This window comes from Flavobacterium sp., from assembly GCF_031363805.1.
In the GTDB taxonomy this organism is placed as follows: domain Bacteria; phylum Bacteroidota; class Bacteroidia; order Flavobacteriales; family Flavobacteriaceae; genus Flavobacterium.
In genome coordinates this window covers 44,981-67,571 of sequence record NZ_JANLVD010000089.1, presented here as the reverse complement: position 1 = coordinate 67,571, position 22,591 = coordinate 44,981, and the positions used below count along the sequence as shown (strand labels likewise).

The 22,591-nt window shown below is 32.2% G+C and carries 22 protein-coding genes; 8 read left to right on the top strand and 14 right to left on the bottom strand.

All coding sequences use genetic code 11. The features are described from left to right. The 5 genes from gldM to topA form a co-directional block, all read right to left on the bottom strand. Positions 1-1,239 (bottom strand): gliding motility protein GldM (gene gldM, locus RMN92_RS05275; protein WP_409024845.1); only part of this gene is annotated, 1,239 nt, incomplete at its 3' end. A gap of 95 nt (positions 1,240-1,334) precedes the next feature. Continuing rightward, positions 1,335-1,967, bottom strand: a complete 633-nt coding sequence (gldL, locus tag RMN92_RS05270) for a gliding motility protein GldL (protein WP_309608417.1) — start codon at positions 1,965-1,967, stop codon at positions 1,335-1,337. A gap of 42 nt (positions 1,968-2,009) precedes the next feature. Further along, entirely contained in the window at positions 2,010-3,398 is a 1,389-nt protein-coding gene (gene gldK / locus RMN92_RS05265) for a gliding motility lipoprotein GldK (RefSeq protein WP_309608420.1), read from the bottom strand. A 145-nt stretch (positions 3,399-3,543) separates the two neighbouring features. Continuing rightward, positions 3,544-4,689, bottom strand: coding sequence for a formimidoylglutamase (locus tag RMN92_RS05260; protein WP_309608416.1), 1,146 nt, complete (start codon positions 4,687-4,689; stop codon positions 3,544-3,546). A 3-nt stretch (positions 4,690-4,692) separates the two neighbouring features. Further along, the gene (gene topA / locus RMN92_RS05255; RefSeq protein WP_309608415.1) at positions 4,693-7,215 is read right to left on the bottom strand and encodes a type I DNA topoisomerase; all 2,523 of its coding nucleotides are present in this window, start codon (positions 7,213-7,215) and stop codon (positions 4,693-4,695) included. 255 nt (positions 7,216-7,470) lie between these two features. On the opposite strand from topA, the gene miaB reads away from it, so the two are divergent. The 8 genes from miaB to groL all read left to right on the top strand — a co-directional run bounded on the left by miaB (position 7,471) and on the right by groL (position 14,893). Next, complete coding sequence (gene miaB, locus RMN92_RS05250) at positions 7,471-8,916, top strand: tRNA (N6-isopentenyl adenosine(37)-C2)-methylthiotransferase MiaB (RefSeq protein WP_309608414.1); 1,446 nt, start codon at positions 7,471-7,473, stop codon at positions 8,914-8,916. Positions 8,917-9,111: 195 nt separating this feature from the next. Beyond that, positions 9,112-9,483, top strand: coding sequence for a GxxExxY protein (locus tag RMN92_RS05245; protein WP_309608413.1), 372 nt, complete (start codon positions 9,112-9,114; stop codon positions 9,481-9,483). A gap of 87 nt (positions 9,484-9,570) precedes the next feature. After that, complete coding sequence (locus tag RMN92_RS05240) at positions 9,571-10,821, top strand: sigma-54 dependent transcriptional regulator (RefSeq protein WP_309608412.1); 1,251 nt, start codon at positions 9,571-9,573, stop codon at positions 10,819-10,821. Between the two features lie 77 nt (positions 10,822-10,898). Then, entirely contained in the window at positions 10,899-11,402 is a 504-nt protein-coding gene (locus RMN92_RS05235; RefSeq protein ID WP_309608411.1) for an LptE family protein, read from the top strand. Between the two features lie 48 nt (positions 11,403-11,450). Then, on the top strand, positions 11,451-12,359 hold the full coding sequence (locus tag RMN92_RS05230; RefSeq protein WP_309608410.1) for a tetratricopeptide repeat protein: 909 nt from the start codon (positions 11,451-11,453) through the stop codon (positions 12,357-12,359). Between the two features lie 3 nt (positions 12,360-12,362). Then, on the top strand, positions 12,363-12,740 hold the full coding sequence (gene secG / locus RMN92_RS05225) for a preprotein translocase subunit SecG (protein ID WP_309608409.1): 378 nt from the start codon (positions 12,363-12,365) through the stop codon (positions 12,738-12,740). A 131-nt stretch (positions 12,741-12,871) separates the two neighbouring features. Continuing rightward, a complete protein-coding gene (gene groES, locus RMN92_RS05220) occupies positions 12,872-13,147 on the top strand; it encodes a co-chaperone GroES (RefSeq protein ID WP_309608408.1) in 276 nt (91 codons plus the stop codon). Positions 13,148-13,264: 117 nt separating this feature from the next. After that, positions 13,265-14,893 (top strand): chaperonin GroEL, encoded by a 1,629-nt coding sequence (groL, locus tag RMN92_RS05215; protein WP_309608407.1) that lies wholly within the window; start codon positions 13,265-13,267, stop codon positions 14,891-14,893. Between the two features lie 224 nt (positions 14,894-15,117). On the opposite strand, the gene RMN92_RS05210 is transcribed toward groL, so the two are convergent. The 9 genes from RMN92_RS05210 to xrtF all read right to left on the bottom strand — a co-directional run bounded on the left by RMN92_RS05210 (position 15,118) and on the right by xrtF (position 22,551). Continuing rightward, positions 15,118-15,789: a VTT domain-containing protein gene (locus RMN92_RS05210; protein WP_309608406.1), complete on the bottom strand. Its 672-nt coding sequence runs from the start codon at positions 15,787-15,789 to the stop codon at positions 15,118-15,120. 81 nt (positions 15,790-15,870) lie between these two features. After that, positions 15,871-16,509, bottom strand: a complete 639-nt coding sequence (gene can, locus RMN92_RS05205; protein ID WP_309608405.1) for a carbonate dehydratase — start codon at positions 16,507-16,509, stop codon at positions 15,871-15,873. 70 nt (positions 16,510-16,579) lie between these two features. Beyond that, positions 16,580-18,238, bottom strand: coding sequence for a SulP family inorganic anion transporter (locus RMN92_RS05200; RefSeq protein ID WP_309608404.1), 1,659 nt, complete (start codon positions 18,236-18,238; stop codon positions 16,580-16,582). A 60-nt stretch (positions 18,239-18,298) separates the two neighbouring features. Then, positions 18,299-18,601, bottom strand: coding sequence for a hypothetical protein (locus RMN92_RS05195; protein ID WP_309608403.1), 303 nt, complete (start codon positions 18,599-18,601; stop codon positions 18,299-18,301). Positions 18,602-18,682: 81 nt separating this feature from the next. Next, complete coding sequence (locus RMN92_RS05190) at positions 18,683-19,027, bottom strand: cation transporter (RefSeq protein WP_309608402.1); 345 nt, start codon at positions 19,025-19,027, stop codon at positions 18,683-18,685. A 54-nt stretch (positions 19,028-19,081) separates the two neighbouring features. Then, a complete protein-coding gene (locus RMN92_RS05185; RefSeq protein WP_309608401.1) occupies positions 19,082-21,088 on the bottom strand; it encodes a TonB-dependent receptor plug domain-containing protein in 2,007 nt (668 codons plus the stop codon). Between the two features lie 48 nt (positions 21,089-21,136). Next, positions 21,137-21,538: an HYC_CC_PP family protein gene (locus RMN92_RS05180; RefSeq protein ID WP_309608400.1), complete on the bottom strand. Its 402-nt coding sequence runs from the start codon at positions 21,536-21,538 to the stop codon at positions 21,137-21,139. Positions 21,539-21,584: 46 nt separating this feature from the next. Then, positions 21,585-22,031, bottom strand: a complete 447-nt coding sequence (locus RMN92_RS05175; protein WP_309608399.1) for an exosortase F system-associated membrane protein — start codon at positions 22,029-22,031, stop codon at positions 21,585-21,587. Further along, positions 22,021-22,551 (bottom strand): exosortase family protein XrtF, encoded by a 531-nt coding sequence (gene xrtF, locus RMN92_RS05170; RefSeq protein WP_309608398.1) that lies wholly within the window; start codon positions 22,549-22,551, stop codon positions 22,021-22,023. Before xrtF ends, RMN92_RS05175 begins: the two co-directional genes overlap by 11 nt. Positions 22,552-22,591 lie beyond the last annotated feature (40 nt).

The window sequence follows — 22,591 nt, the reverse complement described above, 5'->3', positions numbered from 1 at the left end:
AGATTTTGCTCCTTTTGCTGCTACTTCACCACGTATTTTTCCAGTAGGTGCAGGTAAACCTTTGATACGGAATTCTTTTTTGTCAGATACTTTTTTACCATCAGGTAAAGTTGCTGTTACATTAATCATAACCGAACTACCAGAACCAGCATTTAAAGTATATTGTCCAGGTTTGCTTCCTCTAGACATTCCTGCCGCAGATGCATTTACCTTGTCTGAAGTAACTCCTGCAAAAGATATTGTCATTGGGTTAGGAACACCACGATAAACAACATTCATTTTATCAGCAGAAATAGTTGCAGAATTTGGTCTTGGAACAACAACATAGTTGCCTTTAATTGGCAAACTAACCACTTTCCCATTTTCATCAAAATTGAAAGATCCTGTAATTTCTTTTTCACCAACTGCACCAGCACTGAATGAAAACTTAGCTTGTCCAGCTTCAGCTTTAACACTTGTACCATTTACGATTACAGACTTAGCCACTAATGAAGGATCAAATTTACCAAGAATAACTTTTCCTGTTACAGTTTCACCTTGAAAAAATGCAGTTTTATCTGGAACAACAATTGGTTGATAAGCTGTTAATGAAGCTGCAGCGACTAAATCAGATTGAAACATACCGTTGATTATATCACTTTCTGTAGTCTTAATATCTGATTGAAGTTGAGACAATTTGGTAACAGTAGCAATTAATGGGAAACCTTTATAATTATATTCTAACCAAGGTAGAGTAGTTCCGGCAGTTTTTGAAACAACAGGTTCCGTACTAAATCTTTTGTTGATTTTTGTCATTTCAGAAGCAGCAATTGAACTACCGCCTATTGATTTTAGTTTTGAAGCGAATCCAGAAATTTTATCTAAAAATTCTTGACCTTTAGCAGATGCTTTATCACCACTAAACCACTTTTCATCAACCATATCACCTTTATCCATAGCTTCAAATGGTAAATTACCATCTATATTTTTTGGAAATTCCTTAGTGAATTCAGATTTAGTGTTTTCTAAATAACTTTCAAAATCTTTACATAAAGCACGAATCTTTTCAACTTTAGCTTTCTTTTCGCCATATTGCAAAGGTTGATCAGAAGCCTTTTGTGCTAGTTGTTCGAATGATGATTGATTACGAGTATCTGCAATACCATTTGATTCAACAATTTTATTATTTAATATACCAAAAGCAGACAATACTTCTTTTGACATATTTAAAGCCAACATCGCGATGAAAACCAGATACATCAGGTTAATCATCTTTTGTCTAGGGGTTAATTTTCCTCCTGCCATTTTTCTTTAATTAGTTTTGTTAATAAAATAAATTTTTAGTTAAAAACTAATTATCCTTTGTTACTCATAGCAGACAACATACCACCATAAACGGTGTTCAACGAAGCAATGTTCGAAGTCATTGATTGCATTTGTTCTTTTAATTTTGATGCATTATCAGCAATTTCACTATTTGCTTGTGCATTACGTGAAGCACTTTCCAATTGCACTTTATATAAACTGTTTAAAGATTCCATTTGTGCAGCAGCCATTGACATTTCTTCTGCATATTTGCGTTGAGCACCCATAGCTTCTACTGTTGGTGAAATACTTTTTGCAGCACCTTCAAAATTTCTAATGCTATTTCCTAAACTAGACATTAACTCAGCATCAATTCTAGCATCTTTTAACATTACATCAAGCTTTTGAGATAATAAACCTTGAGCTTCTTCAACTTCTTTCTTATTAGATCTATCAGTAGCATCGCCACCATCTAATTCTGGATAAACCAATGCCCAGTCTAAATCTTTATCAGGAGTGTCAAAAGCAGATAATCCAAAAATTAAAGCTTCTGTTCCTAGACCTACTATAAGCATTAAACTTGCTCCAGGCCAGTGCATTAATTTAAATAATGCTCCAATAATTACCACTGCCGCTCCCATACCGTAAGCGAAATTCATCGTTTGTTTGCTTAAAATTGCCATAATAATAAAATTTAGTTAAGTTAAAATATAAAGTTTGGTTGTTTATTTTTTTGAATTTCCTGTGGTGTTTGTACCCATATAATCTTGAATTGTACGGAAGCCTATGTAGCTTCTTGCTGTATCTGCATATTCAAAGTCACGAGTACTCACTTGAAGATAATATGCTACGTCTTTCCATGATCCTCCTCTTAAAACTTTACGCATGTTACTTTGATCAGAAACATTTGGATTCATAGTTGACAAATATTCATAAGCCGCTGGATCATAAGAAGAATCTGTCCATTCCGACACGTTTCCTGCCATATTATATAAACCATAATCATTTGCTTCGTAAGATTGCGCTTCAACAGTGTACAATGCTTGATCAGCTGCATAATCCCCCCTGTTTGGTTTAAAGTTTGCCATAAAACAACCTCTGTCATTTTTTGCATACGGGCCACCCCAAGGATAAGTTCCTGACTCAATACCACCGCGTGCAGCGTATTCCCATTCAGCTTCCGTTGGAAGTCTGTAAGCATTTACGTTTTCAATATTACGACTTTTTCTAGCGCCATTGTGATATAAAGTTCTCCAAGCGCAAAATGCTTTTGCTTGTTTCCAATTTACACCTACTACAGGATAGTCACTATATGCTTGATGCCAAAAATAATCATTATGCATTGGCTCATTATAGGAGTAAGCAAAATCTTTTATCCAAACTGTTGTATCAGGATAAATTTTTACTTCTTCTTTACGGATGTATTTTTTACGTTGACCCGCTTTTTCTTTGGCAGCTGACTGAATATCCATCCAAGAATATCTGAATTTCAATTTATCAACATCGATTGTTCTTTGCCCATTGTAAGCTTCATCAGCAGGAATGTACATTGAATCCATTACTTCTGTGTAATATTCATCAGGGTATTGACCAGAACTCCATTTTAATTGAACTTTCTTATTCAATTTTCTCCCAGCATATGGATCATCTCCAGTACCAACACTAAAATAATTATCATACATGTATTTATCATACACGCTCATATTTGTAGTATCAGCATCAACAAATGCATAATCAGCAATACTACCATTTTTGGAAGATTTGCCTTTAGGATCATTTTTTTGACCTAGTTCATCAGCAGAAATAGCCAAACGCATTCTAACGATTGAATCTCTAACCCAATGAACATACTGTCTGTACTCACTGTTCGTAATTTCTGTTTCGTCCATATAAAATGAACGAACAGTAACTGTTTTTGTAGGTGCATCTTGAACATTAGCTAAATCATCATCAGATTTACCCATAATGTAAGCTCCTCCAGGTATTAATGTCATACCGTAAGGTTTTTCTGGGTGCCAAGCTTTACCTTTTACTCCAACTAATTGACCTTGGTCTTTGGATCCACAACTGTAGAAAAAAGAAACCAATACTGTTAATAAAACGACCTTCTTCATATAAATTTGGGTTAAGTATGTTTTCATTAGTTTTAAGGGCGTAAACCTATTTATTTATTTTCAAATAAACAATTTTTTTATTAAAAAAACCTTAAAAAAATTTAAACTTGTTAAAATTATGCCTTTTGAATAGTTAATATTTATGTTAAATTAAGTTTTTTCTTTGGTTTTTCCACCATCTTTCAGGCACTTCACCATTGCAAGCTAATAAATAATCTTGATGCGAACAAGGAAATAACGTAGTCTTTTTGAATTTATTGTTTTTATTTCCAATATTTGATATTTCTATCCACCATCTGTTTGTAATATTACTCTTGTAAAATACTAAATCTTCTTCTAAAGTAACAATATATTTTATGTAATCTTGCTTACTTCCAAAAGGATATTCATTTGATCTGCAATGAATACCTTCTATAAAATACCATAATATTTGACTTATTAAAAATGATTCCTGTTTGGTATTTTGATGGTTAAACATGCCTAAACATGTTACTTTATCACTAATTCCAGCGTATCTTGCCAATGAGCAAATTTCCTTACCCGAAAATCCATTGGGTGCAAAATTAATAAAATTTCCTGAATCTGAGGATTTTATAGAATTTAAATCAATACTTACTAAATTCCCATCTCTAAAAACTGGCTCCGAAATTGTTGGATCATTTGAAATTTCTCCCAATCGATATGATTCAAAAAATAACTTTTCTATCAAATCGATCTCTTCTTGTGAATTAAAATAAGTTTGATAACCTATATTTGTATAATTAAACAGATTATTTGGCTCTTCAACAATCATTTTCGTAAGGTAAGAATTAGATAAAACTCCATTTTCTCTTGAAAAATCAAATTTATTGTCAATAGAAATTACATTGACCATTTGTTCAAGATCATCATATGCTCTGTACAAAGGATAAGTTATATCTTGCGACCCACCAATTAGAATAGGAATAATATTGTTCTTTAATAAAAAAGAAGTCAATTTTTGAATTGCAAAATAGGTATCTTCAATTTTTTCTCCTGGCTCAATATTTCCTAAATCTCCAATAGAAATATTCCAATTTCCTGGGTAAAGATTAAAAAATTCTTTTCTAATATAATTTAAATTTACATATTGATCAAAATCTTCACTTCCTCTGTTTTCTAAAACTCCAATTATTGCAATTTTTATTTTTTTTAAATCTGGAAAATCATCATGCGTATGAAAAACAATTTTACTTCCCAAATGTTGAGAAGATAATTCTTTGACATATTCAAGAATATCTGAATTTAATGGTGTTAGAAAATCTAAAGCCATATTTTATTTCTTTTTGGCAACTGCTTTTTTAGCTGCAGGTTTTTTGGTTGCGGTAGTTGTTTTTTTGGTAGCCACTTTTTTCGCTGGTGTTTTTTTGGCAATCATTTCTTGGGCTTCAGCCAATGTCAATTTTGTAGCATCAAAATCTTTACTTAATTCTATTTTGATTTTACCTTTGGTTATTTCACTTCTTCCCCAACGTGCTTTTTGAACCAAAATCCCTTCTGCTTCCCAGTTATGGATGACTTTATCGATATTTTTTTGCAATTTATCTTCAATAATTAATTCTATATCTTGTTGTGATAAATTATTGAAATTATATTTTGTACTTACGTTGATAAACATTCCGTTCCATTTCAAGAAAGGACCGAAACGACCTGTTCCTTTCTGAACGCCTTCTCCTTTGTAAACTGCTACTGGAGCGTCGGCAAGCATTTTTTCGTCAATCAATTCTTGTGCTCTTTCCAAATCAACATTTAGTGGTTCTTCGCCTTTTGGCAATGAAACGAACATGGTGCCAAAACGGATAAACGGTCCATAACGACCATTAGAAACTTCAACTTCTTCTCCTTTGTAAATTCCTAAATTTTTTGGGAGTAAAAATAAATTCAAAACTTCCTCCAATGAGATATTACCAATATTCTGATCGTTCATTAAACTGGCGAATTTTTTATCTTCGTCATCAGGCGCACCGATTTGAGCCATTGGGCCAAATTTTCCCAAACGAACAGAAACTGGTTTTCCAGATTTTGGGTCTGTACCTAAAATTCTTTCCCCACTTTCCCTATCGGCATTCGCTTCAACATCTTTAACAGTTGGATGGAATTTATCATAAAACTCCTGCATCATTTTTGTCCAATTGATGTTTCCTTCTGCTATTTCGTCAAAATCTTGCTCTACTTTGGCTGTGAAATTGTAATCTAAAATATTTTCGAAATTCTTAACTAAGAAATCGGTAACAATTGTCCCGATATCTGTTGGAACAAGTTTTCCTTTGTCTGAACCTGTATTTTCTTTCAACATTTTATCAGAAACTTTTCCTGATTGCAATGTCAATTGGGTGTAATTTCGTTCTTGACCTTCTAATGTTCCTTTTTCAACATAACTTCTGTTGATAATTGTAGAAATAGTTGGTGCGTATGTTGAAGGACGACCAATTCCTAATTCTTCTAATTTTTTTACTAACGAAGCTTCGGTATAACGACTTGGCGGACGCGAATATCTTTCAGTTGCTGTGATGTAATTGTTAATCAATTTTTCATTGACTTTCATTGCTGGCAACATTCCTTCTTGCTCATCATCATCATCGTCATTTCCTTCTAAATAAACTTTTAAAAATCCTTCAAACTTGATCACTTCACCTGAAGCAGAAAAAATTTCCTGATGATTATTGGCTTCAATTTTCACGTTGGTACGTTCCAATTCGGCGTCAGCCATTTGTGATGCTAAAGTTCTTTTCCAAATTAAATCGTATAAGCGAGCCTGATCTCTATCAATATTTACGGAGTGAAGCGACATATCTGTGGGGCGAATGGCTTCATGCGCTTCCTGTGCGCCTTTGCTTTTGTTTACAAATGTTCTTGGTTTTGAAAATTCTTTTCCGTACGATTTTATAATTTCGGCTTGCGCAGCTTCCATGGCGTCTTTTGAAAGATTTACAGAATCGGTTCTCATATAAGTAATGAGTCCAGCTTCATATAATCGTTGAGCCAATTGCATAGTAATTCCTACTGGAAGGTATAATTTACGTGCCGCTTCTTGTTGCAAAGTTGACGTTGTAAATGGTCCAGCTGGTGTTTTTTTGGTAGGTTTAGTTTCTAAATCGGCTACTTTATAATTAGAACCTATATTTTTAGCTAAAAAATCTTCGGCTTCTTTTTTCGTATTAAAATTCTTTGGCAATTTGGCTTTAAAAGCTCTTCCAGCTTCATTCACAAACTCGGCAACGACTGAATAACTAGCAATGGTTTTAAAATTTTGAATCTCGCGTTCACGTTCAACAATTAATCTTACAGAAACCGATTGAACACGACCAGCAGAAAGTCCTCCTTTAATTTTTCTCCACAAAACTGGCGACAATTCGTAACCAACCAATCTATCTAAAACCCTTCGGGCTTGTTGCGCATTTACTAAATTATAATCTATTTCTCTGGGATTATCGATTGCTTTTAGAATAGCAGTTTTGGTAATTTCGTGAAAAACAATTCGTTTGGTTTTGTTTTTATCTAAATTTAATTCTTCTGATAAATGCCAAGAAATGGCTTCACCTTCGCGATCCTCATCGGAAGCTAGCCAAACCATATCAGCTTTTTTTGCTAGTCCTTTAAGTTTAGTAACCAATGCTTTTTTATCTGCTGAAACTTCGTATTTGGGTTTGAATCCGTTTTCGACATCTACTCCTATTTCTTTGGAAGGCAAATCGGCAATATGACCATAACTTGATTCTACTTGGTAATCTGAGCCAAGAAATTTCTCGATGGTTTTTGCTTTTGCTGGTGACTCTACTATTACTAAATTCTTTGCCATTTGCTTTTTAATTGATTTGGCAAAAGTAGGAAGTTTTTTTTTAATTTGACATTTTGGTTAAATTTTTAAAAATATTTTCGATTATTATTGCTATTTAGCCCTGACAGAAGCGACATCCTTTTCCTTTTTTCTTTAAAAAGGAAAAGATATAGCGGATGGCGGGAATAGCTTTAAATAAAAAAATATGTTAAATGATAACTGCCATCTTGTCAGATTTGTTTCAAAATTTCTATATTTGCACTTTGAAAAATAGGAATGGGAAAGATTATTGAAGAAGAAAAACAAGGACAAAGCTTAGTTCTTGATAAAAAACTAGAAAATACAAAAAAACTTTATATAGAGAGTTATGGTTGCGCTATGAATTTTTCCGATAGCGAAATTGTGGCTTCCATCTTGTCTAATAATGGCTACAATACTACTCAAATATTGGAAGAAGCCGATTTGGTTTTGGTAAATACTTGTTCCATTCGTGATAAAGCCGAGCAAACTATTCGCAAACGATTAGAGAAATACAATGCGGTAAAAAGAATAAATCCTAGAATGAAAGTTGGTGTTTTGGGTTGTATGGCAGAACGTTTGAAAGACAAATTTCTGGACGAAGAAAAAATTGTAGATTTGGTTGTTGGTCCAGATGCATACAAAGATTTACCCAATTTACTTGCTGAAGTTGAAGAAGGCAGAGATGCTATAAACGTAATTTTATCTAAAGATGAAACTTACGGAGACATTTCGCCAGTGCGTTTGATGAGTAACGGAATTACAGCTTTGGTTTCTATAACTCGTGGTTGCGATAATATGTGTACGTTTTGCGTGGTGCCTTTTACTCGTGGGCGTGAACGCAGTCGTGAGCCGCAAAGTATTATGAGTGAGATTCAAGATTTGTGGGACAAAGGGTTTAAAGAAATAACGCTTTTGGGTCAAAATGTGGATAGTTATCTTTGGTATGGTGGCGGATTGAAAAAGGATTTTATGAATGCGAGTGAAATGCAAAAAGCAACTTCGGTAGATTTTGATAATTTATTGGAAATGGTTGCTGTTGGTTTTCCTAAAATGAGAATTCGTTTTTCTACCTCGAATCCGCAAGATATGCACGAAAGTGTGTTGCACGTTATCGCGAAATATCCAAATATTTGCAAGCACATTCATTTGCCGGTTCAATCTGGAAGTAACCGTATTTTAAAAGAAATGAACCGTTTGCATTCGCGTGAACAATATATGATGTTGATAGACAAAATTAAAACCATAATCCCAGAAAGTTCGATTAGCCAAGACATGATTGCTGGTTTTCCGACAGAAACAGAAGAAGATCATCAAGATACTTTATCGTTAATGGACTATGTAAAATACAGTTTTGGCTATATGTACAGTTATTCTGAACGACCAGGAACATTGGCTGGACGCAAAATGAAAGACGATGTTATGGAAGAAACCAAAGCAAGAAGATTACAGGAAATTGTAGATTTACAACAAAAGCACGCTTGGCAAAGAAGTGAAGAATTTATTGGAAAAACCGTTGAAGTTTTGGTTGAAAAATTATCAAAAAAATCTAAGGAAGAGTTTTCTGGAAGAAATTCACAAAGTATTACGGTTGTTTTTCCAAAGGAAAATTATAAAGTTGGTGATTTTGTGAATGTAAAAATTGAAAGTTGTACTAGTGGGACTTTGAAAGGTGTTGCAGTTGAATATTCTGAGATGAATTAAAAGTTTTGCCACAGATTAAAAAGATTTTCACAGATTTTTTGAAATCCTTTTAATCTTTTTAATCTGTGGCAAATAAGTAAAATAGACTCAAGAGAAATAAATTAAAAAAGTTAGTAAAAAATTAAAAAGATTTACACAGGTTTTTTTAAAATCCTTTTAATGTTTTAGATCTGTGACAAATAAAAAAATAAAATAATGGAAGGATACAGAGAAGAAGAAACTTATAAAATCATTGGTATTTGCATGGAAGTTCACCGAATATTAGGTCCGGGATTACTTGAAATAATATATAAAGACGCTCTAGAAATAGAATTTAAAGAAAATAACATTATATTCGAAAGAGAAAAAGAATTTGCGATTGAATACAAAGGGAAAATTTTGCCTCATAAATTCTATGCAGACTTTATAGTTAATGAAGACATAATTTTAGAAATTAAAGCTGTTAAAGAATTTTCTAATGAACATATTGCACAAATTCTAAATTATTTAAAACTTGCAGATTCTGAAATTGGATTATTAGTAAATTTTCAAACTAAATCTCTTCAATATAAAAGGTACGCCTTGTAAAAAAGATTAATAAAATCTGTGAAAATCCTTTTAATCTGTGGCGAAAAATAAAAATAATGAGATTGCTTCGTGCCTAACAATGATAATATGGAAACAGTACAATCAATAAAACAACGATTCGAAATTATAGGAAATGATCCTAAACTAAATCGTGCAATAGAAAAAGCCATTCAAGTAGCTCCGACGGATATTTCGGTATTGGTTGCGGGCGAAAGTGGCGTTGGAAAAGAGAATATTCCTAGAATAATTCATTCATTATCACACAGAAAACACGGCAAATATATTGCTGTAAACTGCGGTGCTATTCCAGAAGGGACCATAGACAGCGAACTTTTTGGTCACGAAAAAGGCGCTTTCACTGGCGCAACTGGCACGCGTGAAGGCTATTTTGAAGTGGCCGATGGAGGAACAATTTTTTTGGACGAAGTGGGCGAATTGCCATTAACAACTCAAGTACGATTGCTTCGTGTATTGGAAAATGGCGAGTTTATAAAAGTAGGTTCAAGTCAAGTTCAAAAAACAAATGTTCGAATTGTGGCTGCCACCAATGTCAACCTATTTGATGCTATAGAAAAAGGTAAATTCCGTGAAGATTTGTATTACAGATTAAGTACTGTCGATATTATGTTGCCTCCTTTGCGTGATAGAAAAGAAGATATTCATTTGTTGTTCAGGAAATTTGCTGCCGATTTTGCCCACAAATACAAAATGCCTCCGTTAAAACTGGATGACAATGCAGTTTCTGTTTTACAGAAATTTCGTTGGAGTGGAAATATTCGTCAGTTGAGAAACATGGCGGAACAAATATCTGTTTTGGAAACCAATCGCGATGTTACTGGAAATGCATTATTGTCCTATTTGCCACAAGAAGGTACCAATTTGCCATCAGTTGTGGCAAAAAAATCTGAAAGTGATTTTAGTACCGAAAGAGATATTTTGTACAAAGTACTTTTTGATATGAAAAGCGATTTGCATGATTTAAAAAAACTCACTTTGGAATTAATGAAAAATGGTTCGGCTAAAGTGCAAGAAATAAATCCAAATTTGATTCAGAAAATTTATGGTTCCAAAGAAAATGAAAGTGAAATTTCTTTTCAAGAAAATCCCGTAAGTTCAACTTATGAAAATAAAGAGGATAATGATTTTGATGAAAATGAAGAAAACTACTTGTTTGCAGAAACTGTTGAAGAAGAAGAAATTTTGAAACTCGATAAAAAAGAAATCGAAATGATCAAAAAATCTTTAGAAAAAAACAAAGGCAAACGCAAAGCTGCCGCTGACGAATTAGGAATTTCCGAACGAACATTGTATAGAAAAATAAAACAGTTTAATCTTTAATTGATGATAAATTAGTATTTTGGATATCTTTGAGTCAACCATTTTGGACTGAAAAAAAATAAATCTTAAAAAATATAATGAATAAAACAAGGCATATATTCTTACTGATTGTACTAATATTTTTCTGTAGTTGCTCCGTTTATAATTTTACTGGAACCGGGAAAATAGATGCAAAAACCTTTCAGGTAAACTATTTTCAAAATGTATCTGAATTAATCGAGCCAGGAATCGATAGAGATTTTACACTTCGATTACAAGATTTGATTCAAAATCAAACCAATTTGAACTTAACGCCAACTGATGGAGATTTGGTTTATGAAGGCGAAATTGTCGATTATAGATTCAGCCCTATGGCCGCTACCGCAGACATAACTGCTGCACAAACAAGACTTTCTGTAACTGTAAATTTAAAATTTTCAAACAAAAATAAGCCAGAAGATGATTTCGAAAAACGTTTTTCATTTTTTGTAGATTATGCTGGAAACCAACAACTTGTAGGATCCGCATTGAAAACAGCCTTAAGCGAAATTTTTGAGCGAATTACGCAAGATATGTTTAACGACTCGCTAGCTAAATGGTAAGTCTATTTAATAATCTACAAGGATAACAAAAGTTTAAAACCAACATAAATGAACGTAGCAGAATATACACATTTACTCAATAAACCTGACACTATAAATTTTCAGCAGGTCATTTCTTTGGAAAAAATATTAGTGGATTTTCCATATTTTCAAAGTGCTAGAAGTTTACATTTAAAAGGTTTATACAAACAAGATAGTTTTAAATACAATCAAAATTTAAAAAACACGGCGGCATTTACTACAGATAGAACTGTACTTTTTGACTTAATCACCTCAGAAAATTTCATCGGCATTCAAAAAGGTTTTTATGAAGAAAAAGAAGCAAATTTATTAGATATAAATGTAGTTGACAGCTTAACTCTGGATGATAAAAAAGCGGAAAGCAGTTTAGAAAAATCTATTATTTCCTCTATAACCGAATCTAATTTAATTGTAGAAGTAAATGAAAACAAAGAAAAAGTAGAAGAAGAAATAGTTGCAATTGCAGAAAATTTTCAAACAGAATCTTCAAATATTGAAGAAGAAAATTTGGTAATATCCGAAAAACTTGAAATCGGAAAACCATTGACTTTTGATCATTCTGAAACACATTCATTTGAAGAATGGCTACAATTATCAAAAGCGAGACCAATTGTTAGAGTAGAAAATACAGACCAAATTAAATTGCCCGAAAATAATTTGAACAATAAATTGGAAATTATCGACAAATTTATAGAGGCAAATCCAAAAATTTCACCCGTTAATAAAGAATCTTTTATACCTACAATTGCTATTAAAGAAGAAGAAACCTCTTATTTAATGACTGAAACACTAGCCAAAGTTTATTTGGAACAAAAAAAATATAGCAAAGCAATACAAGCTTATGAAATATTAATTTTGAAATATCCAGAAAAAAGTAGTTTCTTTGCAATCCGAATTTCAGACATAAAAATGTTGCAACAAAATAATAATAATTAAACAATGAACACATTTACAATTTTTTTAGTTTTAATCACAATAGTTTGTTTCCTATTAATCGTAGTCATTATGGTTCAAAACCCTAAAGGAGGCGGACTTTCATCTTCATTAGGTGGTTCAACTCAAATGGGTGGCGTACAAAAAACAACAGACTTTTTAGATAAAAGCACATGGTATCTTTCTGGCGCACTGATAGTTTTAATACTATTATCAGGTTTAAGTTTCACAGGAAACTTGAGTGATTCAGGTTCAAAAGTAATAGATGAAAGTTCAATTGCAGCTCCGGCTATTCAAAAAGCACCTCAAACTGCTCCAGCTGCAGAAAAGCCAGCAACTACAGAAACTACCAAACCAGTTACTTCGGAAGAACCAAAAAAATAATAGCAAATATCAATATTTAAATGCCAGCTTGACAATGCTGGCATTTTTTTTAAGAAAAAATGTCAGTTATAAAGGCTTGGCACAATTTCTGAATTATTAAAATCATTAAAAACAATTAAATTTTTATAAAAATGGCATTAAACATTAAACCACTTTCAGATAGAGTTTTAATAGAACCAGTTGCAGCTGAAACTCAAACTGCCTCAGGAATCTACATTCCAGATACCGCAAAAGAAAAGTCTCAAAAAGGAACAGTCATTGCAGTTGGAAATGGCACGAAAGACCATACCATGACCGTAAAAATTGGTGATACAGTTCTTTATGATAAATTTGCAGGAACAGAATTGAAACTTGAAGGCAAAGATTATCTAATAATGAGTGAACTAAAAATTCTAGCTATAATCTAAATATATAATTTCCAAGTTTTAAGGCATTTTGGAAACTCAATCCTGTCACAACAAAATAAATAATCGCAGTAAGCACAAGCATAAAGCTTAAAGTCTTCTGCATAAAGCAATAAAAAAATGGCAAAAAATATAAAATTTGATATTGAAGCACGCGATGGATTAAAACGTGGCGTTGATGCATTGGCAAATGCAGTAAAAGTAACCCTTGGACCAAAAGGTCGTAATGTAATTATTGGAAAATCATTTGGTGGTCCAACAGTAACTAAAGATGGTGTTACCGTTGCAAAAGAAATCGAACTTGAAGATCCATTGGAAAATATGGGCGCTCAAATGGTAAAAGAAGTAGCTTCAAAAACCAATGATTTGGCTGGAGATGGAACTACAACTGCAACAGTTTTAGCGCAAGCAATTGTTAAAGAAGGTTTAAAAAACGTTGCTGCAGGCGCAAATCCTATGGATTTAAAACGCGGTATCGACAAAGCTGTTGAAGCCATAGTTGCCGATTTAGGCAAACAAGCCAAAGTGGTAGGAAGCGATTCTGAAAAAATTAAACAAATTGCCTCTATTTCTGCCAATAATGATGAAGTAATTGGCGAATTAATTGCCAATGCTTTCGCCAAAGTGGGTAAAGAAGGTGTAATTACTGTCGAAGAAGCAAAAGGAACAGACACTTACGTAGATGTCGTAGAAGGAATGCAATTTGACAGAGGCTATTTATCTCCATATTTTGTGACCAATCCAGAAAAAATGGAAACCGAACTTGAAAGTCCTTACATATTATTGTATGACAAAAAAGTTTCTTCTTTAAAAGAATTGTTACCAGTTTTAGAGCCAGTGGCACAATCAGGAAAACCATTATTAATTATTGCGGAAGATGTAGATGGTGAAGCACTATCAACATTGGTAGTCAATAAATTGCGTGGTGCATTGAAAATTGCAGCCGTAAAAGCACCAGGTTTTGGCGATCGCAGAAAAGCTATGTTGGAAGATATTGCTATTTTAACAGGAGGAACTGTAATTTCTGAAGAAAGAGGATTTACTTTGGAAAATACAACCATCGAAATGCTTGGAACAGCAAAAAGAGTTACGATCGATAAAGACAATACAACGATAGTAAGTGGTGCTGGCGAAGCAGATCTGATTAAAAATCGTGTCAATCAAATCAAAGGTCAAATGGAAGCTTCAACTTCAGATTATGACAAAGAAAAATTGCAAGAACGTTTGGCTAAACTAGCTGGAGGAGTTGCTGTCCTTTATGTTGGAGCCGCTTCAGAAGTTGAAATGAAAGAGAAAAAAGACCGTGTCGACGATGCTTTGCATGCCACTCGTGCCGCAGTCGAAGAAGGCATAGTTGCTGGTGGTGGCGTAGCTTTGTTGCGTGCCAAAGGCGCTTTGGCTTCCATAAAAGCTGACAATCCAGATGAAGCTACTGGAATCCAAATTGTATCTCGCGCCATAGAATCTCCACTAAGAACTATTGTCGAAAATGCTGGTTTGGAAGGATCTGTTGTGGTTGCAAAAGTAGCAGAAGGTTCGGGCGATTTTGGTTATAATGCCAAAACAGATGAATATGTCGACATGCTAAAAGCTGGAATTATTGATCCTAAAAAAGTAACCCGCGTAGCACTTGAAAATGCTGCCTCAGTTGCCGGTATGATTCTAACTACAGAGTGTGCTTTGGTAGAAATTAAGGAAGAAAGCGCTGCCGGACATTCTCACGGTGGTGGTATGCCAGGCATGATGTAAAATTTATAGCTTTTCAAAATACAAAAAATCCGTATTGTTTATAACAGTACGGATTTTTTATTTTTGGAGCACAAACATCCAATTTCTATTAATCATTAATCCTGCTGTGCGCTCCAATCTGTCATTGCGAGGAACGAAGCAATCTTACGATTTGATGGCGCCCGTTCCTCGCAATGACAGGATTTACACTTCCATCAGGGCTACAATCAAAATTATTGCTTCCTTTAAACTTTTTGTTTTTTTAGTAGTTTCAACAAAACTGGCAATGTGGTAGCCAGAACAATTCCAATGACAATATATTCAATATAATGTTTCAAATCAATATGAAACTTTTCTAAAAACAATTGGTACAAATAATGTCCTGCAAAAATCATTGAAAACGACCAAAGAAAAGAACCTAAAGTATTAAAAAACATAAAACTCTTTTTTTCCATGGAAACAATACCAGCTATTACTGGAGTAAATGTTCTTACCACAGGAATAAACCTTGCAAAAACAATGGCTTTACTACCGTATTTATCAAAAAAAGCTTTGGCATCGTACAAATATTTTTTCTTATATAGAAAATTATCACTCCTATTAAACAAATAAGATCCACTTTTCGATCCGAACCAGTAGCCTACCATATTGCCAATTATTCCCATTAATGCGACCAACAAAGCAAGGACTGTCACATTTAGAAAATCGTTTCCTAAGGATATTTGTTGCATCAAAGTTTCGCTATATATTCCCGCCAAAAAAAGCAAGCTATCGCCAGGCAAAAAGAAACCAGCCAATAAGCCAGTTTCTGCAAAAACTATAAATAAAATTACAATTAAACCCACCTTTACACTTCCAAACTCCAACAAAATATAAAATTCTGGGTTGAGCAATTGCATCCAATTAAAATCTTCCATACATTTTTAAATACTTATTAAAAAAAGGCTAATGTACCAAAATTAGTACATTAGCCATATTAAAGTTATACTAAATTATGGTTACCCAAAATTTAGTTGATACACATCGTCCAAATCTTTGTTCGAGCTAATATTTACATTCAAATCGGTTACAAAACCAGAATTTAATCCATAAACCCATCCGTGCAAAGTTAACTCTTGACCACTTTTCCAAGCTGCTTGTACAATCGATGTTTTCGATAAATCAAAAACTTGTTCTTTTACATTCAATTCAACAAAAGCATTAAATCTGTCTGATTCATTTTCAATAGAATTTAAATATTTATCATGCAAACGATACACATCTTTTATATGCCGAATCCAGTTGTCAATTATACCAATAGAATCATTACCCATGGCAGCTTTCACGCCACCACAACCATAATGTCCACAAACCAATACATGTTTTACTTTAAGAACGTTGACTGCATAGTCCAAAACACTCAACATATTCATGTCTGAATGCACTACCATATTGGCAATATTTCTGTGTACAAATACTTCTCCTGGTTTTGCTCCAATAATTTCATTGGCAGGCACTCGACTGTCGGAGCAACCAATCCAAAGCAAAGGCGGTGTTTGTCCTTTTGATAAATCTTCAAAATAATTAGGATCTTTGGCTAAGGAAGTTTCCACCCAAGTTTTATTGTTATCTAATATTTTTTTATAAAAATCGTCCATTTGTTTTTCTTAAAATTAATTATTAAAATATATTGGTATAAAAATAAGTTTTATAACCTTAAAAATTTAATCAATCTGGTATTTCTTCAGTAAAAATTTCTTTTTTTATTGTTTTACGTTTTGCAGCATCATAATAATGTTCAAAGGTTACCTTATTTTGTTCTTGATCTGTATTTTCAAGATTATAAGCGGCCTTAAAACCTTTAAGTTTTACTTTAATATTTTCGTGGATAGCCCTCGTAGTTTTAAATTCATGAATTAAATCTAAAATATCATGGGCAATATAAACGGTGTTATGAGCTGTAATAATCACTTTTGAGTTTTCTGGAATATCGTTCAAAGTTGCTTTTATGGCTGCTTTATTCAAAAAAGAAACTTCTTGAGCCAAATCGATATGAATAATATCGCCATCCGCATAATTTTCTTTTTTAAAATGATAGGCTCGTTTTGAATTTCCAATCAAAATAAAAATAACATTGATAATCATTCCTAAAGCTACGCCTTTTAATAAATCTGTAAAAACGACTGCTACAAGTGTGGCAACAAATGGGATGAATTGAAAAATTTTATCTTTATCCCAAAAGTGTTTTAAAGTTTTTGGCTTTGCCAATTTATATCCAACCAAAAGTAATATGGCTGCTAGAGTTGCCAATGGAATTTTATTCAAAATTATAGGAATTGCCAAAACACTTATGAGCAATAAAACCCCATGAATAATTGTTGACATTTTAGATTTTGCGCCTGCATTATTATTGGCTGATGTTCTAACTACTACAGAAGTCATGGGCAAACCACCAAGAAGTGCACTAATCATGTTGCCAATACCTTGGGCTTTTAGTTCTACATTTGTATCTGTATATCGTTTTTGCACATCCATTCTGTCTGATGCCTCAATGCAAAGTAATGTTTCTATAGAAGCAACTATGGCAATGGTTACACCTGTAATCCAAACTTTACTATTTGCAAATCCAGATAAATTTGGTGTCATAATAATGGCTTTAAATTCTTCGAAATTGGAAGGAATGGGCAAAGAAACCAAGTGCTTACTTTCTATAGCCAAAGTACTTCCTGAAGCTATAAAAATTTGATTTAAAACAACTCCTGTAACTACGGCTACCAATGCTCCAGGAATCAATTTAAGTTTTTTTAGAAATGGTATTTTATCCCAAGCAATTAAAATGGTTAATGATATAATTGTAATGATTATAGCACCAAGTTGAACTTGGTTAAAAATACTAAATATTGATGAAAAAGTATTGTTACCATCTATTTGAAAAAATGATTCATCGCCCTCAAAATCGCTATCGTACCCAAAAGCATGTGGCAATTGTTTTAAAATAATTATAATTCCTATACCAGCTAGCATGCCTTCAATTACGTTGGTTGGAAAATAGTTGGAAATAGTTCCAGCCTTTATAAATCCGAGTACTAATTGAATTAATCCCGCAATAAAAACGGCTGTTAAAAAAATATCAAAAGCGCCTAAATCTGTAATTGCCGTTAATACTATAGCTGTTAAACCAGCTGCTGGTCCTGAAACACTTAAGTGAGATTTACTTAAATATCCAACTACTATGCCACCAATAATACCCGAAATTATACCCGAAAACAGTGGTGCGCCGCTCGCCAAAGCTATTCCCAAACATAATGGAAGTGCTACCAAAAAAACCACTAAACCCGATGCAAAATCGGATTTAAGGTTTGCAAAAAGATTGATTTTTTTTGTCATAATACCTTAAAATTTAAAAAATGTAATTCGCTGCATTGTTAATGCAGTTTACTAATATTTTTAAACTTCTTTTGGTGGTGGTATAATTATTGACGAAGAAATTTTGTAATCTTTTAATAAATAAAAAGATTGAATTTTTATTGAAGATTTTAACAAACAAAAATTATTAAATCTACTGTTGTTTGCAATAAAATCATTTTTAATTTTTTTTACTTCTTTAATTTCTTTTGAATTGCCTTGGTCCTCATCTACCAAATCAATTGTAAAATCTTTGTCTTTTTCATTTTCAATCAAATAAATAATAGTTGATGAAAACTGAAATAAAACAAAAACCAATACAATCAATTTGATTAATAACTTCATATTGCAAATTTAAATATTAATATGTTCAGAAAATACTCTTTAACATTTAATTAAAAATAAAAAAACTATCCCAGATATATTTTATTTTCGTTCATAAACACAACACCCATGAAGATTTTTATATTCTTCCTCTGTTGCTTTAATTTCATCGGAGTCGTGACCTACTTTGGCTATGGCTTTTTTTACATCTAAAACTTGACTTTTTTCTTCGTTCAAAATCAAATCCAACTGATGTGTTTCAATATTCCATGCCACAGATTTAACGCCAGAAATGCCTAAAGCTGCTTTTTGAATTCGTTTTTGACACATTTCACAATTGCCATTTACTTCAAAACTATATTTTGCATTTTTATTTTTCTTTGCTTCTTGTGCATTTGAAGAAAAACCTAAAAAAGACACTAGCATTATTAAAATTATATTTTTCATGTTTATTTATTTTTAATTTGAAATTGATTTTTGAAATTGATTTTAAAATTTAAATCATTTCACTTTAAACCGCAATCCAGCATAATACATTTGTCCAAAAACCGGTGCATATAATATTGAACTATCAAAACTTGTTCCAAACGGGTTGTCCGATCCTAAGATAGCTTTTTTTTGTGTGTAATTTCCAAAATTTTCTGCTCCCAAATACATTTCAAATTTAGAAGAAAAAGTTCGAGTTATTTGTGCATTCATCAGTGAAAAAGAAGGTGAAAAATTGGGCAATTGATCTTGAATTGGGTTAGATGTAGTAATAGGTAGTTGTTGTTTTCCAATCCAATTAAAGGTATAATCAAATTTCCATTGTTGTCCTTTTTCTTTGATATGGGTTTCAAATTCTAAGTTTGTAAAAAAACGGTTTTGCGCTTGCAACGGTCGTTGGAATGTTCCACTATTATAATCTGTTTTGTTGTCATAAAACTTATAAGACGTACGCAAATTTAAATGTTTTATAATTTCTAAATTGAATTCCAGTTGCAAACTATTGGCAAACGAATTGCCTTTCAAGTTATAAAAATCTACTTGTTGGGCTGTTTGAAACAAATCGACAACTACTTGATTTTGAAAATCAGTTCTGTAGAAATCTACAGAGAAATCGGCATTCATATTAAAAACGGGAAACTTTTGCAAAAATCCAAACCCATAATTCCAAGCAATTTCTGGATTTAAGCCATAAGTTTTGCCAGAATTATCTAAAATATTAAAATTTCTAGAACTTCCAAAAAGTTGTTGATTTTCTGCAAAAATATTTGCCAAGCGTTTGCCTCTTCCAGCAGAAAATCTTAAAACGCCATCTTTCCAAGGATTGTATCGAGCATGCAAACGCGGCGTAGCAAAAACGCCCATTCTGTTTTGATAATCTAATCTGCCACCCAAAATAATACTAAAATTATCGGTATTGTCGTAAGTGTATTCAAAAAAGGCACCAATCGAATTGTCTTTTCTGCTGTAATCATTGGTATCTACAAATTCATCATATACATCCGAAGTAAAATTTAATCCAGTAGAAAATTTATTCAATGTATTATTGATGATAGAATTGAAAATCAAATTCGAATAAAAACTATTTTGTTTAATATTATAGGTTCTCAATCCAAAATAGGATTCTTGATTGTGGCTGTTGTAGGCATTTTGAAAACCAATGCTTTGATATGGAATTTCCGGCCAGACATACCCTATTTTTGAAGAGAAATCAAAACGTTTTGTATTGATTTCTGAACCCCAATAATTGGTTGTAAATTTATCGTTTTTGGGATTAAAATCGACCTGACCAGCTTGTTTTTCATCATTCATGTATCTGAAATTTAAAAAACTAACCCAACCTTTTTCCGCATTGGTATATTGCCAACGGTTTAATATATTAATTTGATTTCCCAGTGGATTGTCAAGAAAACCATCATTATTCATATCGTTTTTAGACAATCTGTTGTTTCCATGAACAAACAAACTGGTTGCCCATTTGTCTGAAATTTTTTTATTTAAATGGGTGTTAATTTCAAAACGCGCATCGGTTGACCCATAAACATTCAAGAAAAACGGAATGTCTTTTATTGGCTTAATTAATTCGGTATTTATTTGTCCTGAAATGCTTTCAAAACTATTAATTACGCTTCCAGCACCTTTGGTTATTTGTATACTTTCGACCCAAGTTCCAGGTGTAAATGACAATCCATAAGCTTGGGAAGCACCTCGAACAGATGGAATATTTTCTTCTGCAATTAATAAATATGGAGATGTTAAACCCAACATTTTTATTTGTTTGGTTCCAGTTAAGGCATCCGAAAAATTAACATCGATAGACGGGTTTGTTTCGAAACTTTCGGCCAAATTACAACAAGCGGCTTTTAGCAATTCTTTGCTTGACAAAACGGTTGTATTGGTAGTTTTGAGTAATGATTTTTGAAGTTTTTTTCGTTGCGCTTCAATTTTTACTGCTTGCAAAGTGTCTTGTGCAAAAAGAGAAAATGAGAATGAAAAAACAACAATCAAAATAATTGTTTTCATATAATAATTTAATGTTTAAAATTCGATAAGTCGATTCAAACATTAAAATTAGGCGTAGAAAATGTATTGGGAATATAGTTTATAGAGCGGTGGAGCATTCGCGTAGTATCCAAAATTAGAAATTGGATTATTTTTAAAATTGGAAAGATTACTAACTTCAATTGATTTCCATTCAGCAATATTAAATGGCTGTTGTACTTCAAAAGAAAAAATTTTAACAATCGAATTGTCTGATTTTTTTTCGATTTTTATCTTTTTATCATTACAACAAGCAGATTTTTTAATCTCTTTTCCGCAACAATCAATTTCTAAATTATTGCTTTGATAAAAATTTTCTAATGATACAGAAGCAATATTTTCACCGCAATAGTGCACGTTCAAAGCCAATCCAACATTGGGAACCAATAGCAGGAGGGCCAAAAATATACAGATATGTTTTCTGATTTTCACTTTGCAAAGTTAATTAATTACTTGAATGCTAAATACTAATGCTTTGTTATTTTTTTTCTGATTGATTTTGAAAATAAAACCCAGGAATAAAAATCAATATAAAAATAGGTTGAATGATGAATCTTCTAATATTAAAAAGAATCATTTTCTGACTTTCGTCGAAATAATTCAGGCAAATATAAAATCCTATAGTTAAAATTATAAAAAATAAAACATACAAGAACATCGAAAATTTAAATAAATTTAAATCCTTAAAAATAACATATAATATTAATATTGAAACAATTGCATTAATCAAATATCTTATAGACAAACTAAAATACAATTTTACAGGCTCAAATTTTGGGTAAACCAATGGTATTTCACTTTTAAAATATTCTAAAAAAGGGTCGTAAAACAATTGATTTTCAAAAGCACGAACAATGACAAAAAAACCAATTAGTATAATAATTTGTAATATTTCAATTTTGTTATTAAAGAGTTTATTTAGCATATCTTGAAAAATTATTAACCCAAATGACCCACAAAATAAAAACTACTCCATAAATAAGTAAAGGAAAAACCACACCGTGTAGTATGTTTTCTTGATTAGGATAATGAAATATTAAAATGGACAATAAAATAATCCTTAAAACATTTAAAAAATAAATAAGTACACTTCCTAAAAAAACATAAATAATGGTTTGCTTCCATTTTCCAGAAAAAGCTATCACAAATGAAATAAATAAAATAATAACGCTCATAGCATTGCAACCTTCAACAATTCTGGCTACGACTTTATTTTCTACAATAATTTTGTATTGATTATTATCGCTAATCACTGATAAATTGAAGCCTATTAAACTTGAAAATTTTTCGGTTAGAATGGAAACATTTTTAGTTATTCCATCGATACAATCATCGCAAGTATTAGCAATATACAATCTGTAAATTATTGTGAGAACCAAATAGGTCAAGAAAAATTTTCCCAGAAAAAGCAAAAAAGGTTTGTATTGAATAAAATATTTTTCCAAAATGAAATTTTTAACAAATTTATGTAAAAATTAAAACCAG

Excerpts from the sequence above, each read along its gene's own strand:
- gldL (WP_309608417.1), bottom strand. The coding sequence starts at position 1,967 with ATGGCAATTTTAAGCAAACAAACGATGAATTTCGCTTACGGTATGGGA.
- gldK (WP_309608420.1), bottom strand. The coding sequence starts at position 3,398 with ATGAAGAAGGTCGTTTTATTAACAGTATTGGTTTCTTTTTTCTACAGT.
- RMN92_RS05260 (WP_309608416.1), bottom strand. The coding sequence starts at position 4,689 with ATGGCTTTAGATTTTCTAACACCATTAAATTCAGATATTCTTGAATAT.
- topA (WP_309608415.1), bottom strand. The coding sequence starts at position 7,215 with ATGGCAAAGAATTTAGTAATAGTAGAGTCACCAGCAAAAGCAAAAACC.
- miaB (WP_309608414.1), top strand. The coding sequence starts at position 7,471 with ATGGGAAAGATTATTGAAGAAGAAAAACAAGGACAAAGCTTAGTTCTT.
- RMN92_RS05245 (WP_309608413.1), top strand. The coding sequence starts at position 9,112 with ATGGAAGGATACAGAGAAGAAGAAACTTATAAAATCATTGGTATTTGC.
- RMN92_RS05240 (WP_309608412.1), top strand. The coding sequence starts at position 9,571 with ATGGAAACAGTACAATCAATAAAACAACGATTCGAAATTATAGGAAAT.
- RMN92_RS05235 (WP_309608411.1), top strand. The coding sequence starts at position 10,899 with ATGAATAAAACAAGGCATATATTCTTACTGATTGTACTAATATTTTTC.
- RMN92_RS05230 (WP_309608410.1), top strand. The coding sequence starts at position 11,451 with ATGAACGTAGCAGAATATACACATTTACTCAATAAACCTGACACTATA.
- secG (WP_309608409.1), top strand. The coding sequence starts at position 12,363 with ATGAACACATTTACAATTTTTTTAGTTTTAATCACAATAGTTTGTTTC.
- groES (WP_309608408.1), top strand. The coding sequence starts at position 12,872 with ATGGCATTAAACATTAAACCACTTTCAGATAGAGTTTTAATAGAACCA.
- groL (WP_309608407.1), top strand. The coding sequence starts at position 13,265 with ATGGCAAAAAATATAAAATTTGATATTGAAGCACGCGATGGATTAAAA.
- RMN92_RS05210 (WP_309608406.1), bottom strand. The coding sequence starts at position 15,789 with ATGGAAGATTTTAATTGGATGCAATTGCTCAACCCAGAATTTTATATT.
- can (WP_309608405.1), bottom strand. The coding sequence starts at position 16,509 with ATGGACGATTTTTATAAAAAAATATTAGATAACAATAAAACTTGGGTG.
- RMN92_RS05200 (WP_309608404.1), bottom strand. The coding sequence starts at position 18,238 with ATGACAAAAAAAATCAATCTTTTTGCAAACCTTAAATCCGATTTTGCA.
- RMN92_RS05195 (WP_309608403.1), bottom strand. The coding sequence starts at position 18,601 with ATGAAGTTATTAATCAAATTGATTGTATTGGTTTTTGTTTTATTTCAG.
- RMN92_RS05190 (WP_309608402.1), bottom strand. The coding sequence starts at position 19,027 with ATGAAAAATATAATTTTAATAATGCTAGTGTCTTTTTTAGGTTTTTCT.
- RMN92_RS05185 (WP_309608401.1), bottom strand. The coding sequence starts at position 21,088 with ATGAAAACAATTATTTTGATTGTTGTTTTTTCATTCTCATTTTCTCTT.
- RMN92_RS05175 (WP_309608399.1), bottom strand. The coding sequence starts at position 22,031 with ATGCTAAATAAACTCTTTAATAACAAAATTGAAATATTACAAATTATT.